11 protein-coding genes and 3 pseudogenes are annotated in these 13093 nt (G+C 73.6%); 8 read left to right on the forward strand and 6 right to left on the reverse strand.

The genetic code is table 11. The features are described from left to right. Positions 1 to 100: 100 nt before the first annotated feature. Positions 101 to 1162 carry a glycosyltransferase family 2 protein gene (locus tag FF36_RS03375; RefSeq protein WP_255354319.1) on the reverse strand — a complete coding sequence of 354 codons (1062 nt, stop codon included), beginning with the start codon at positions 1160 to 1162 and terminating at the stop codon, positions 101 to 103. Between the two features lie 1327 nt (positions 1163 to 2489). On the opposite strand from FF36_RS03375, the pseudogene FF36_RS41405 reads away from it, so the two are divergent. The 3 genes and pseudogenes from FF36_RS41405 to FF36_RS03385 all read left to right on the forward strand — a co-directional run. Beyond that, positions 2490 to 2670 (forward strand): annotated as a pseudogene (locus tag FF36_RS41405) (LOG family protein); the annotation flags it as partial. A 1-nt stretch (position 2671) separates the two neighbouring features. Continuing rightward, positions 2672 to 3122 (forward strand): annotated as a pseudogene (locus FF36_RS03380) (LOG family protein); the annotation flags it as partial. Beyond that, on the forward strand, positions 3119 to 3730 hold the full coding sequence (locus FF36_RS03385) for an LOG family protein (protein WP_044883462.1): 612 nt from the start codon (positions 3119 to 3121) through the stop codon (positions 3728 to 3730). The pseudogene FF36_RS03380 and the gene FF36_RS03385, both read left to right, overlap by 4 nt. Before the next feature lie 13 nt (positions 3731 to 3743). On the opposite strand, the gene folP is transcribed toward FF36_RS03385, so the two are convergent. Both folP and FF36_RS40320 read right to left on the reverse strand, forming a co-directional pair. Next, positions 3744 to 4424: dihydropteroate synthase (folP, locus tag FF36_RS03390; RefSeq protein WP_242422264.1), on the reverse strand; the 681-nt coding region annotated here is incomplete at its 5' end. A gap of 1 nt (position 4425) precedes the next feature. Further along, positions 4426 to 4817 (reverse strand): annotated as a pseudogene (locus FF36_RS40320) (dihydropteroate synthase); the annotation flags it as partial. Between the two features lie 14 nt (positions 4818 to 4831). On the opposite strand from FF36_RS40320, the gene FF36_RS03395 reads away from it, so the two are divergent. The 3 genes from FF36_RS03395 (at position 4832) to FF36_RS03400 (ending at position 7479) form a co-directional block, all read left to right on the forward strand. Beyond that, positions 4832 to 5194, forward strand: a complete 363-nt coding sequence (locus FF36_RS03395; protein WP_044883463.1) for a DivIVA domain-containing protein — start codon at positions 4832 to 4834, stop codon at positions 5192 to 5194. Between the two features lie 220 nt (positions 5195 to 5414). Beyond that, positions 5415 to 5582 (forward strand): DUF3117 domain-containing protein, encoded by a 168-nt coding sequence (locus FF36_RS32355; RefSeq protein ID WP_011438211.1) that lies wholly within the window; start codon positions 5415 to 5417, stop codon positions 5580 to 5582. A 91-nt stretch (positions 5583 to 5673) separates the two neighbouring features. After that, positions 5674 to 7479: a leucyl aminopeptidase family protein gene (locus FF36_RS03400; protein WP_242418166.1), complete on the forward strand. Its 1806-nt coding sequence runs from the start codon at positions 5674 to 5676 to the stop codon at positions 7477 to 7479. Positions 7480 to 7528: 49 nt separating this feature from the next. Here the strand turns inward: FF36_RS03400 and FF36_RS03405 are convergent, their stop codons facing one another. From FF36_RS03405 to FF36_RS03415, 3 genes are all read right to left on the reverse strand, one after another. Continuing rightward, entirely contained in the window at positions 7529 to 7897 is a 369-nt protein-coding gene (locus tag FF36_RS03405; protein ID WP_044883465.1) for a hypothetical protein, read from the reverse strand. A 111-nt stretch (positions 7898 to 8008) separates the two neighbouring features. Further along, positions 8009 to 9598 carry a hypothetical protein gene (locus FF36_RS36965; protein ID WP_242422265.1) on the reverse strand — a complete coding sequence of 530 codons (1590 nt, stop codon included), beginning with the start codon at positions 9596 to 9598 and terminating at the stop codon, positions 8009 to 8011. A 178-nt stretch (positions 9599 to 9776) separates the two neighbouring features. After that, positions 9777 to 10439 carry an O-methyltransferase gene (locus FF36_RS03415; protein ID WP_044883466.1) on the reverse strand — a complete coding sequence of 221 codons (663 nt, stop codon included), beginning with the start codon at positions 10437 to 10439 and terminating at the stop codon, positions 9777 to 9779. A gap of 165 nt (positions 10440 to 10604) precedes the next feature. Here FF36_RS03415 and sigE point away from each other — a divergent pair, with 165 nt between their 5' ends. Further along, on the forward strand, positions 10605 to 11414 hold the full coding sequence (gene sigE, locus FF36_RS03420) for an RNA polymerase sigma factor SigE (RefSeq protein ID WP_044883467.1): 810 nt from the start codon (positions 10605 to 10607) through the stop codon (positions 11412 to 11414). After that, positions 11411 to 12148, forward strand: coding sequence for an anti-sigma factor family protein (locus FF36_RS03425; RefSeq protein WP_044883468.1), 738 nt, complete (start codon positions 11411 to 11413; stop codon positions 12146 to 12148). The genes sigE and FF36_RS03425 overlap by 4 nt, the downstream gene beginning before the upstream one ends. Positions 12149 to 13093 lie beyond the last annotated feature (945 nt).

A 13093-nucleotide genomic window follows, 5' to 3' on the forward strand; every position in this document is an offset into this window, starting at 1 on the left:
TCATCCCTGCCGCTCCATGCCCGCTCATGGCTCCATGCCCGCCCATGGCTCCATGCCCGCCCAGGGGCCGTCGGTCCGGGCGTCACCATCCGCTGTCTCATCAGGCCGGCAAGCCTCCGGCCTGCACGGTGGAGTTCGACAGTGACCGCTCGCCCTCGGGCCGCTGAACCGGCACGGCTTCGGCGGTTCCGACCACCACCGCCGCGGGCGCGGGTGCGGGGCCGGCGGGTTGCCGCTCGACGAGCAGGTCAACCTCGCCGGCCAGGCGGCCGGCCGAGGCCGTGACCGGGGCTTCGGTGACGATCGTGGGTGATGGGGCCACCGGGGTCGCCGCCGGTGGTGCAGCCTGCGAAGGCTGAACCGGGACTGGCGTCGGCGTCGGGACCGAGCCGCGACGACGCGCCGCCCGGTACTCGACGGCGATCGTCCGCAGGACGCGCAGGCCGTCGGAGGTGGCATTGAGGTTGCTGCGCCCGTGCAGCCGGGACGATTCGAAGGAGGCGATCTCCGCGATCCGCAGCCCCGCGACATGGGCGCGGATGTTGATCAGGGTTTCGATCTCGAACCCGTCGCCCCAGCGCTTGCGGTCGCTCTCGGTGGAGTCGGTGGAGTCGGTGGCCTGCCCGTCGTCGAGGCCGAGGACCGGCAGGATTCTGCGCCAGAAGGCGTTGTAGCCGTAGCAGAGGTCGGTGTACCGGCTGCCGTGCGACCAGTTCGTCAGCAGGTTGAGTACGCGGTTCCCGGTGGCCCGCAGGCGGGTGATGTCGGTGGAGCCGGCCCCGGCGACGAACCTGCTGCCCTTGACGTAGTCGGCTCCGGCCTCCAGGGCAGCCACGAAGTACGGTATTTCGCCGGGATCCATCGAACCGTCGGCGTCGATCATGACGATGAGGTCGCCGGTGGCGGCATGGAATCCACAGGCCAGAGCGTTGCCCTTGCCTCGGCGGGTCTGGGTCAGCACCCGCAGGCCCGGCCACAGGGAGCGGGCGACCGCGACGGTGTCGTCGACGGAGCGGCCGTCGACCAGGACGATTTCGTGCAGACCCGCGGGCATACGACGGGCCAGCCACGGCAGGTTTTTGGCCTCGTTCATGGCCGGAATGATGACGGAGACGCGTGGGCCGGAATGGTGTAGGTGGACGCGTGGCGCAGGGTGGCGCACTCGTAGGCTCTCGAGGTCCGGACCGTTTGATTCCGGTGGTCCGATGGTATCTGCTTGCGGCATCGCGGTTTCCCCCTGCGCTGCGGTGGATGCATTGTGGCAGCTGCGCCACGATCGAAGGCTTGCCGGGGCGGCGGGCGCATGGTGTGGACGGGCAACAAAGAGGCGTGCCATATCGGGGTACGGGCGGCCATGAAGGCACCGCACCGGATGGTCGACAGCGTGCTATCTCGCACCCGCCGGGCCTGCGGCGATGGCGCCGGGCGGCCTGGTGACCAATGCCGTCGGACCGTTATGCGGGCGTCATCGAGCTCGGTGAACCAGCAAGAACACCGTGATGTACGGCCGGACATGCCGGTCCACGGAAACCTCGCACGGCGGTGGGCCCGCACGGCGCAACAGTGAACAGGTCAGCCGACCTGATGCCTGTCGGTGCAGCGAAAGATGAACCTGGCCGGGCTGTATCTCCGCCGGTTCGGCTCCTTACCGCCGACACCCGATCGGTGCATCGCTCTGCTCTGGGCGGCCGCGCATGGTGCCGGTTCCCCCCAAAGAACTGCATGCAAGTCTCTCCCCCATGTGTACGAGTAGAACCTGGCCGGCCGGGGGTGTCAAGGAGATGCGGCGAAATGTGCGCCCTGTAAAGTTGCTCGGCCAATGGTTACCCGAAGTTAGATGGACACTACAGTCGGATTCAATGAGAGGTAGCCGGGGGTGCGCCGTCGGTTGAGTTCCAGCCGTCGCGGCCGACGAAGTGTCGCGAAGAATGGGGAGGGTGCCAGATTGTCCGAGTCTGCGGGTTGGGCGAAGGGGGGTGCAATTTAGTGACGGAGGACACATTGGGCGGAGGAATCGTGCCGCTCCGCGGTTCACTGCTTCGGGCGACGGCACCCGCGGTCGGAACGAGAAGGAGGACGTTCTTCCGCGGCCACAGCCAATGGAACTTTGCCAGTTTTTGTCATTTGTGCGACACGTTGATCCCGTGCCGCGGTTCCGCCCGCTCCGCCCGCTCCTCCCGCGCACCGCAACCGGTGGGTCGTCCGTGCAGCCGTCTAGGGTGGGCGTGGTGAGCTCGCCCGCGAACCCGGATCCGCAGTCTGCGTCGCCCCCCGCCCACGGCGGTGAGCAGGCGCCACGCGCGACCGGGCCTGCGGCGGGGCCCGCCGCAGGGCCCGCTGCGGGGCGTGAGCGCCGCTACCCGCCGCCGGAGCAGTTCCGCGGGCCGGTCGTCGCCCGGCGCGGGCAGGTCGAACGGTCCACCACCGACCAGCGGCTGCTCGACACCCGCAGCCCGTCGGGCTTCGTCCACGGCGACCCGTGGCGGGTGATGCGCATCCAGAGCGAGTTCGTCGAGGGCTTCGGGCTGCTCGCGGAGCTGCCGCGGGCCGTGACGGTCTTCGGTTCGGCGCGCATCTCCCCGGACGACCCGATCTACGCCCAGGGCCTGCGCCTCGGCGCCGGGCTCGCCGAGGCCGGCTTCGCCGTCATCACCGGCGGGGGGCCGGGGGNGATGGAGGCGGTCAACCGCGGCGCCCAGGAGGCGGGCGGGCTGTCGGTCGGCCTCGGCATCGAACTGCCGTTCGAACAGCGGCTCAACGACTGGGTCGACCTGGGCGTCAGCTTCCGGTATTTCTTCGTCCGCAAGACGATGTTCGTCAAGTACGCCGAGGCGTTCGTGATCCTGCCCGGCGGGGTCGGCACGCTCGACGAGCTGTTCGAGGCGCTCACCCTCGTCCAGACCGGGAAGGTCACCCGGTTCCCGGTGGTCCTCATAGGGTCGCAGTACTGGTCGGGCCTGGTGGAGTGGCTGCGTTCGACCGTCCTGTCGGCCGGCCTGATCAAGGAATCGGACCTGCACATCCTGTCCATCACCGACGATGTCGACGAGGCGGTGCGCATCATCGTGCGGGGGACGGCCGGGCACGCCGAGCCGCCCCGCCCGGAGGTGCCCGAACCGTGAACATCTGCGTCTACTGCGCGTCCTCGTCCGACATCGACGCCGCCCACGTGGAGCTGGCGACCCGGACCGGGGCGGAGCTCGCCCGGCGCGGCCACACCCTGGTGTCCGGCGGTGGCTCCGTGTCGTGCATGGGGGCGGTGGCCCGGGCGGCGCGGGCCGGCGGCGCCCGCACCATCGGGGTGATCCCGCGCGTCCTCGTGGCGATGGAGGTCAGCGACACCGAGGCGGATGAGCTGATCGTCACGGACACGATGCGTGAGCGCAAGGCGCTGATGGACGACCGCGCCGACGGTTTCCTCGCGCTGCCCGGCGGGCTGGGCACGCTGGAGGAGTTGCTGGAGATCTGGGTGGCCCGAGTGCTGAGTCTGCACACGAAGCCCGTGGTCGTCCTCGACCCCGGCGGGGTCTTCGGTCACCTGCGGCTGCTCGTCGACTCCCTCGTCGCGGGCGGGTTCGTCCGGGCCGTCGCCCGCGACACCCTGATCTGGGCCACCAGCGTGGGCGAGGCCCTCGACCACCTGGAGGCCGCCGCGCCGGCGGGCGTGGTTCCCGCGGGCGCCGGCGCCCCGCCCCAGCCGACCGACCGGGAGATCATCGAGGGCGACTGACGGCGGGGGCGGGTCAGGCGACGCCGCGGCGGGCGACGGCGAGGTCGGCGTCGCCGCGGATCGCCGCGGTCATCCGCAGCGTGCGCAGCGTCGCGGCCACCTGGTGGGCGCGGAAGACCCGGGCGCCGAGCCAGGCGCTGATCGCCGTCGCGGCGAGGGTTCCCTCCAGGCGTTCGTCGACCCCGGTGTCCAGGGCCTCCCCGACGAAGTCCTTGTTCGACATGGCGACCAGCACCGGCCACCCGGTGGCCGCCAGCTCCGGCAGGCGCCGGGTGGCCTCCAGCGAGTGCCGGCTGTTCTTGCCGAAGTCGTGGCCCGGGTCGATGAGCACCGCGTCGGCGCGTACCCCCAGCGCCACGGCGCGTTCGGCGAGACCCACGGTCGTGGCGACGATGTCGGCGACGACGTCGTCGTAGGTCATCCGGTGCGGCCGGGTCCGGGGCGGCAGGTGCCCGGCGTGGGTGCACACCAGTCCGGTGCCGAACTCGGCGGCGACCTCGGCGAGCTGCGGATCCACCCCGCCCCAGGCATCGTTGAGCAGGTCGGCGCCCTCCCCGGCGACCACGCGGCCGACCGCCGCCCGCCAGGTGTCGACGCTGATCACCAGGTCGGGATGGCGCGCGCGGACCGCGGCGACGAAGCCGCCGACCCGGCGAAGCTCCTCGGCCGGGCTCACCTCGCCGCCGGGGGCCGCNTTGACCCCGCCGATGTCGACGATCCCCGCCCCGTCGTCGACGGCGCGGTCGACGGCGTCGAGCGCCGCGGCCTGTCCGTACGTCGCGCCGCGGTCGAAGAACGAGTCCGGCGTGCGGTTGACGATGGCCATGACCACCAGCTCCGACGGTCCGAACACCCGCCGGCCCAGCCGCAGCGGCCCCTGCCGCGGCCGCCCGCCCGGCCCCGGTGCGCCGTCCTGGCCGGTCCGGTCGGCGTGCGGCGGGCGTGGGGCCAGGGGCGACGCGGCGGTCCGGGAGTCGGCCGGGGAGTCGGCCGGGGAGTGGGGCGTCGGGGCGGTCGTCTCGGCGGGGTCGGCGTCCACCCGGCCAGACTGCCAGATCGGGCGGGGTGACCAGGGTGGTCGGGGCATGGCACGATCGACCCGTGGTGCTCGTCGTCGAGATCGTGATCGTGGCCGCCGTCGTGTTCGCCGTGGCCGCGCTGGCCGTCGGCCGCTTCGACCGGCTGGCCCCCGCGCCGCCCGACGGTGCCTCCGTCGGCCTGCCCGCCGGCACGGTGACGGCCGGCGACGTCACTCGACTGCGCTTCGCGATGGCGCCGCGCGGCTACCGGATGGCCGAGGTCGACGCCGTCCTGCTGCGCCTGGCCGAGGAGCTGGCCTGGCGCGACGAGGAGCTGGCCCGGCGCGACGACGAACTCGTCCGGCTGGCGACCTTCGCGCGCATCGGCCCCGAGCCGTCGGTGCGGGAGCACCCCGTCGTGCCGCTGGACAAGCGGCAGGACTGACCGGCCCGCGTCCCGCGCGTCTCGGCATCCCGTTGACGGACGGTCGATCTGGGTCACGCGAGACCGACCGTGAGCGCGTCCGTCGACACCGGACACCCACCGTCCGATGTCGGTGCCGCCGACCGTTGTGATGCCGCGGGGAGACGTGTTTCGGTTTGCGGTCCGGTCTACGGGATAATCGTCGCCAGACGCAGGTCCGACGGCAGGAAGAGGTGCACCGATGGCGGCCATGAAGCCGCGGACGGGTGACGGTCCGCTCGAGGTGACCAAGGAGGGGCGCGGCATCGTGATGCGTGTCCCGCTGGAGGGGGGCGGTCGGCTCGTTGTGGAACTCACCGCCGACGAGGCGAGTGCGCTGGGGGACGCCCTCAAGACCGCGGTCAGCTAGCTGTTGATGCGTCCCGGCCGGGCGGCCGACCCGTGTTGGGCGGGGCTGGCCGGCCCGACGGCCGGGGGCGGCGGCGATGAGGGAGGGTCAGATGACCATGGACGGATCCGCGTCGAGTCCGGTGCTCGATGCTCTCATCGGGTCGCCGCCGGAGATCACTCTGCGGTCCGGGAGCGCCACCGACGCGGCGGCCTCTGTCGTCGCCGTCGTGCTGGCGGCGGGGGAGGACGGGCCGGTCCTCGCGGCGGCCACCCGGCGGGCGGCCGCCGATCTCGGGGTGGACCTCGACCGGCTCGTCGAGACCGAGTCCCTGCGCGGTGACGCCGGCTCCGTGCTGGTCGTCCCGCTCACCGGCGCGGAGCGCTCGATCACCAGGCTGCTCGTGGTGGGAGTCGGCGCCGGCCAGCCGGGGGACTGGCGGGCCGCCGGCGCCGCCGTGGCGCGCCGGGCCGGCGCGGCGGCGCGGCTCGCGGTGATCGCGCAGCCCGCGCCGGTCGAACTGCGGGCGTTCGCCGAGGGAGTCGCCCTCGGCTCCTACCGCGTCTCCGGACTGTTGGAGCGGGCCGGTCAGCCCGGCCGTCCGGCGGGCGGTGGCCCGGACGCCCGGACCCGGCCCGCCGCCGGGGCCGGCGCCGAGGCGCCCGGTCGTGACGCGCTGAACGTCAACGAGATCACGGTGGACGATGCCGGGCTCGACAGCGTCGACGCCGCCGGCCCCGCCATCGACGCCGCCGGCCCCGCCGTGGACGCGGGCGGCGGGGCGTCAGCGCCCGCCGCCGAGGCCGCCGGCGGGCCGCTGCGCGAGGTGGTCGTCGTCACCGACCTCGCGGCCGATCCCGCGGCGCTCGCCGCGCTGCGGGCGGCCCGTGCCGTGGCCCTCGGGGTGTACATCGCCCGCGATCTGGTGAACACGCCGAGCCTGGTGAAGTCGCCGGAATGGCTCGCCGACCGGGCCGTGCGCATCGCGACCGCGGCCGGCCTCACCGCGACGGTGCTCGGCCCGCGAGAACTGGCCGAGCAGGGCTTCGGCGGGCTGCGGGCCGTGGGCCGGGGTTCGCCGCGCCCGCCGCGGCTGGTCCGGATCGAGTACGACGGGGCTGGTGCCGCCCGCCATCGGGTTCTCGTCGGCAAGGGCATCACGTTCGACTCGGGCGGCCTCTCGCTCAAGCCGGCCGTGTCGATGATCGGGATGAAGACCGACATGTCCGGCGCGGCCGCGGTGCTGGGGACGATGACCGCGCTGCCGGCGCTCGGCGTGCCCGGTCGGGTGACCGGCCTGCTCTGCATCGCGGAGAACATGATCGGCGGCAATGCCATGCGCCCCGGCGACGTCATCACCTGCTGGGGTGGCACGACGGTCGAGGTGCTCAACACCGACGCCGAGGGGCGCCTGGTCCTCGCCGACGGCCTCGCCTACGCGGCGGGCGAGCTCGGCGCCGACGTCGTCGTCGACCTGGCCACCCTCACCGGGGCGATCGCCGTCGCGCTCGGCCGGCGCACCGCGGGCCTGTTCAGCTCCGACGACGATCTCGCCGCGGAGCTGACCACCGCGGCCGAGTCCGCCGGGGAGCGGGTGTGGCGGCTGCCGCTCACCGAGGACTACCGGCCGGCGATCGACTCGCCGGTCGCGGACCTGGCCAACATCGGCCGGGCGCTGGACGTCGGCGGCGGGTCGATCACCGCCGCGCTGTTCCTGCGCGAGTTCGCCGGGAAGCTGCCGTGGGCCCATCTGGACATCGCCGGCACGGCGCGGTCCGACTCCGACGACGGCGAGATCAGCCGCGGCGGCACGGGCTGGGGGGTCCGTACCCTGTTGCGTTGGCTGGCCGCGGACGCCACCTCGCCGGCGGACGTGATCACGCCGGCGCCGGCGGAGGCGTCAACCCAGGTCGGCTAGCGACCGACCGGTGCCCGGCAGCGGGCGCCGGTCCGGGGGCGGGCGCCGGTCAGGGGGTCGCCCCGGCCGAGCTCAGGCTGATGAGCTGGCGGCGGGCCCAGCGCAGGCTGTCGTGCTCCTCCATCACCGCGGGCCAGCCCGCCAGCGCCGCCTCGATCGCCTCGCGGTCCGCCACCGCGAGGATCTCGACCCGCAGCTCGTCGATGTCCGCCTGGTCGACGCGGAGCTGGTCGAGGTAACGGGCGAGGATCCCGCCGGGGTGCGGCTCGCGGACCGAGTAGATCTCCCGGGTGTCCTCGACCCAGCTCAGCCGGTAGGTGCTGTGGATGTCATGGTGGTCGGTCCACCCGTCCCCGAAGGGGACCTCGGCGGAGGCCTGCCGCCGCGGCTCCTCGCCATAGAACTCCCGGATGTTCATGGATCATCCTTCCTCGCGGGACGGACCCGCGTAAACGGCCGGACGCCGGTCGGCGGCCGGCCCCGCCCGGTCCTGGCCAGCACCGCCAGCCCGGCCCGGGTGGTCGCTCGCTCAGGAAGCCAGCCGCTGCAGCGCCGTCTCGTAGCCCTTCGCCTGCCCGTCGGTCAGCACCAGGGAGACGCGGAGGACCACGCCGCCCCGCACGTAGACGTACTCCGTGACCAGCGGATTGTCCTTGGTTACGGTGAGGAGCCGGGTGGCCCGCCGCTGAGCGGCCGCCGCGTCGTGGAACGCCTCGACGGCGCCGCCACGCTCGATCGCCCCCGCCGGCGCCCCCGCCACCTCGTTCGAGCCCACCCGGGAGTCGCTGAACGCGATCCGGCTGGAGTAGCCGCCCGCCGTGCCCAGGAGCCGGTCGGGGTCGGTGGCGGCGGTGTAGACGACGGTCGTGTGCAACGGCAGGCCGGCCTTGGCCAGGCTGATCGCGACCTGCTCGGCGGTGAGGTTCGTCAGGAGGCCGCCGGCACCGCCCTGGACTGGGCCGGTCGGGTCGGCCGTGCCGGTGGGGAGTCCCGGAGTGCCGGCCGCCCCCGGGCTTGCCACGGATGGGCTCGCCGGACCCGAACCCGGACCCGGACCCGCGGCCGGCGCCGTGCGCGCCTGGTGCGCCGGTCCCACCATCCGGTTCAGCGCGTACCCGGCGGCGCCGGCCAGGACGGCCACGACCAGTACGAACACGACGTAGCGCAGCAGGCCGTCCCGCGCGGCGGCGCCAGGCGGCCCGGCCTCCCGCTCGTCGGCCCCGCCGCGAGGATCGGCCCCTGCGCGCGAGCGGTAGCTCGCGCCGCCGGCGAGACCAGCCCCGCCGCCGTCATGGCCCCCGCGCCCGACGCTGCTCCCGCGGCCGATGGTGCCCTCGCGGCCGATGGTGCCCTCGCGGCCGCTGTAGGCCCCGCGGTCGACGCGGTCGGCGCCCTCACGGCGGTTCGTGTGGATGCCGGGGTCGGTGCGCTCATCGTGGATGGGGCGGCTACCGCGATCGCCCTGGATGCCGCGATCGCCCTGGATGCCGCGATCGCCCTGGATGCCGCGATCGCCCTGGATGCCGCGATCGGCCTGGCTGTCGCGACCACCCTGGGCGGCGCGACCGTTCCGGGTGCCTCGATCGAGCTGGGTGCCTCGATCGCCGTAGCCCCCGCGGCCGGCGTACTCATCGGGACCGTCGTGCCGGCCGCGGCCATGGTCTCCGCGGCCGTCGCGGTCTCCGTGGCCGGCATGGGGATCGCGCCCGTTGTAGGGATCGCGGGGGTAGGGGGTGCGGTCGGCATGGCCATCGCGGTTGCCGAAGTTTCCGCGGTCGTCGTGGCGGCGGCGGTCGTCAAAGGAGGCCCGGGGGTCCTCGTAGCCCCCACCGTCGTCGTAGCCCCCACCGTTGTCGTAGCCACCGCCGTCGTCGTAGGTCCCGCCGTCGTCGTAGCCGCCGTGGTCCTGGTAGCCGCCGCGTCCGTCGTAGTCTCGGCGCTCCCCGCGGGCACCGATGTCCGGGTAGGCACCCGAACGGGCCCGATCGGTGCGAGTGGCGTGGGCACCACGGTCGGCGTGGATATCGCGACCGTCGCCCTCGTACCCGCCGAAGTCGTCGTAGCGCCGGTACTCCCGGGCCGCCGGTGCCATCCACTCCCCAAGGCGTCGAAATGTCACGCTTGAGGGCACCTTACGCGCCGAGCGGGCCAGACCCCCGGCGCGCCGCGGTTGCGGGCGGGTTCCGTCCAGTTACGGCACCGGGCCTGGGCGCCGCGTCCGGGCGGGCTGCTGCCAGGACCGGTCGACCGGCCTGACGCTGACCCTTACGGGCTACCCCGGGCCGCCCCCGCAGGTCCTAGCCGACGGGTGAGGACTTGGCGACCACTGCAACCAGCAGGCCGCCGCCGGTGGTGAGGAGCATCTGGGTGAGCCGCATGTCATCGCGCACGGCGGTGGCGAGCTCGCGGACGGCAACCGCGTCCGGGCCGCGGGCACCGGGATCGGCCGCCTGGCCCTCGGCCAGCACGCCCGCGAACACGACCACTCCGCCCGGGCGGAGCAGCCGCAGCGCCTGCGTGAGGTACTCGGTGCCCTCTCGGCGGTCGGCGTCGCAGAACACCAGGTCGTAGGCGCCGTCGGTGAGGCGTGGGAGGACGTCGAGGGCGCGGCCCGTGATGAGCCGGCTGCGGCCCGGCGCCATCCCGGCGTCGGCGTAGGTGCGGCGCGCCAGCCGGAGATGCTCGGCCTCGACGTCGATGGTGGTTAGGGTTCCATCGGGCCGCATCCCGCGCAGCAACCAGGTACCGGAGACCCCGGTACCGGTGCCGATCTCGACGACCGCGCGGGCGCTCACGGCGGCGGCGAGGAATCGCAGGACCGCACCGGCGCCCGGGCTGACCGGGACGATCCCGACCTCCTCGGCGCGGGCGCGGGCAGCACGAAGGATCGGGTCTTCCAACAGGAAGCCCTCGGCGTAGGCGGCGGCGGAGTCAAGCTCGCCGATGTCGGTGTCCGGCATGACATCCGCAGCCTACGGGAACGGGAGAGCACAGAGGCGCGTTCATCTGGTCAACGCGCATCGTGTCGAGGAACGAGGGGAGAAACATCGGTGTCCGCAGCGGGATTCGCCGCTCCCTGGCCGGCTCGTCGGGTACGTTCGACGCGAACCGACCGAGAGGCGGCCGTGGCTGCACAGGACTCCGGGGCGGGTTCCGACGCCGCCGGCGCCGCCGCCACCTCAGATGTTTCCGGTTGGGTGCCGCCGTCCTGGGAGGACGTGGTCCGCGAGCACGGCAACCGGGTCTATCGGCTCGCCTACCGTCTCACCGGCAACGCCCACGACGCCGAGGACCTCACGCAGGACGTTTTCGTGCGCGTGTTCCGGTCCCTGGCGGACTACACGCCCGGCACCTTCGAGGGCTGGCTGCACCGGATCACGACCAACCTTTTCCTCGATCGCATGCGCCGGCAACAGAAGATCCGGTTCGACGCGCTGCCCGAGGACACCGAGCGGCTGGCCGGGCGCGAGGCGAGCCCTGAGGCGGTCTACGCCGAGGCTCATCTCGATGCCGACGTCGAGGCGGCGCTCGCGGCGCTGCCGCCCGACTTTCGGGCCGCTGTGGTGCTGTGCGATATCGAACAGCTCTCCTACGAGGAGATCGCCCAGACGCTCGGCGTGAAGCTCGGCACGGTCCGCAGCCGGATCTCGCGCGGACGGGCGATGTTGCGGGCGGCGCTGGCGGACCGGGCGCCCCGCACCGCCGACGGCGCCATGCTGGTCGCCGCCGAGGACGCCGACGACGTCTACGCCAGTCCCGCGGCCCCGGCCGGCCGGGCCGATGCGCCCGGTGCCGCCGACGCCGAGTATGATCAACCTGCTGCCTCGCCCGGCTCGCGACGAAGCCGCGACGACGGGCGTGGCAGGGGCGGGCGGCGGCGTGGAGTTGTTCCCGCCGGAAGCAAGGGTGGTGCTCCTGCGGAGCGGCCCGCGTGACCGAGCATCTTGGCGACCGGGTCTCGCCCCTCATCGATCATCAGCTTGATCACGACGCGCGGGACCGCGCGCTCGCGCATCTCGCCGGCTGTGCGGACTGCCAGCGTGAGGTGGTGGCGCTCCGCCAGGTGAAGGCCCGGTTGGTCGCGCTGGGCGATCCGGGACTGCCGGACGACGTCGCCGCCCGGCTGCTGCGCATCGGCGCGAGCGAGCCGTGGCCGAAGCGCACCATGGCAGATCCCCGCCCCTCGCCCTTGTCGCCCTCCAGGCGCACGCCCAGCCGACCCGATGCCACCGGCCACGGCCGGTCCGCGGCCCAGCCGACCGATCGGGTGGCGTCCGATCGAGTGGCGTCCCGGCGCAGATCGCGCCGCGGATCCACCGAGCCGCCCGGCAGGACGAGGCCTGGTCCCCGGGCCGCGCGGCGGGGCACCGGGCGCCGGCAAGGGGCTCGACCGGGTGGATCGCGTGATCGGCTTCCTCTGCGGCCGTCGCCACCCCCGCGGCCCGGCCAGGGCCGCTCGAGCATGCGTCGGACCCTGCTCGGTTCCGCCGCGCTGCTGATGCTCGCCGTCACCGGCGCCGCCGTCTCGGACGGTCGGGGCAACGCCCGTCCGGCCGGTCCCATCGCCGTGCCGACCGTTTCCTCCGTGGTCGTCCCAGGCTCCCCGGCCGGTGGCTCTCTGCGCCTGATCCCCATGTTCACGCCGATGAAGGTTTCGTTGCGCCGTTGACGTAGCGTTCCCGGACGTCCGCGGTTGACGAGTACTGAACGTCGCGGAAACATGTGCTCACCCGCCGAGCCTGCGTCGGTCGCGTCCGTGCTGCCCCCGTGTTCCCTTCCGGGGGTGCCCGCACGTGGCGGTCATCCCGCGCAGCAGCGGAGACCGTCGGCGATTTCACCCCCGTCAGGGTGGCGGGAGGATGCTGCTGATCGATACCTGAAAAGTCTTTTTTCGACTGTTCAGCAGGAGAGGTCTCCTCTGCTCTGATGTGAGGCTTTACCGTGTTACCCGCTCGGAGTCGTTGCGCGGGGCCTCCCAGGACGGAACCGGTTGCCGGTGTTCCGCCGTGTCGCGCGACGAGCGAGTCGGGAGGTCGTGGTGGACGGCAACGACGACAAGGCGGCGATCGCCGGCATGGAGCCGGTGGACACGCCGATCAGGCCGCGGCGCCTCGAACGGTCATCCGTGGTCATCGATCCGTCCGCCATGCCCGGGTGCGGTGGGACCGAACCGACCGGGGAGCCTCAGCCCGCCGGCCGGCCCGTCGCCGGTGATGCCGATGCCGCCAGCCCCGCCGATCCGGCTGCTCCTGCCGCTCTGGCCAGTTCCGCCGCTCCGGCCAGTTCCGCGGCTCCGGCCACCTCTGGCGGTCCCGCGGGTGCCGCTGTTTCTGCCGGTGCTGCTGCTGCCGGTGCCGCTGGGACCGTCGTCCGGGCCGGTGGTTCGGCTCCGGTCGAGCGGGGCATGGACCGGCGGCCGGAGAGCCCCGGCGCCCGTGACGAGACGACCATCCCGTCGACCTCGGCGGCGATGCCCGCCAGCCCGCCGCCCCGGAGCTTCAACGGAGCGGTTCCGGCCGCCTGGCCCCCCTCCACCGACCCGCGGCCCGGCGCTGCGTCGGCCGCGGGAGACCCGACCAGCCGCTCCGCGGGGTCTCCGCCCGCGGTGCCATCG

Origin of the sequence: Frankia torreyi (assembly GCF_000948395.1) — a bacterium.
Taxonomy (GTDB): Bacteria; Actinomycetota; Actinomycetes; order Frankiales; family Frankiaceae; genus Frankia; species Frankia torreyi.

What these genes read in the sequence shown, in the direction of transcription:
- FF36_RS32355 (WP_011438211.1), top strand. Translation starts at nt 5,415, where the DNA reads ATGGCGGCCATGAAGCCGCGGACGGGTGACGGTCCGCTCGAGGTGACC.
- FF36_RS03400 (WP_242418166.1), top strand. Translation starts at nt 5,674, where the DNA reads ATGACCATGGACGGATCCGCGTCGAGTCCGGTGCTCGATGCTCTCATC.
- FF36_RS03405 (WP_044883465.1), bottom strand. Translation starts at nt 7,897, where the DNA reads ATGAACATCCGGGAGTTCTATGGCGAGGAGCCGCGGCGGCAGGCCTCC.
- FF36_RS03415 (WP_044883466.1), bottom strand. Translation starts at nt 10,439, where the DNA reads ATGCCGGACACCGACATCGGCGAGCTTGACTCCGCCGCCGCCTACGCC.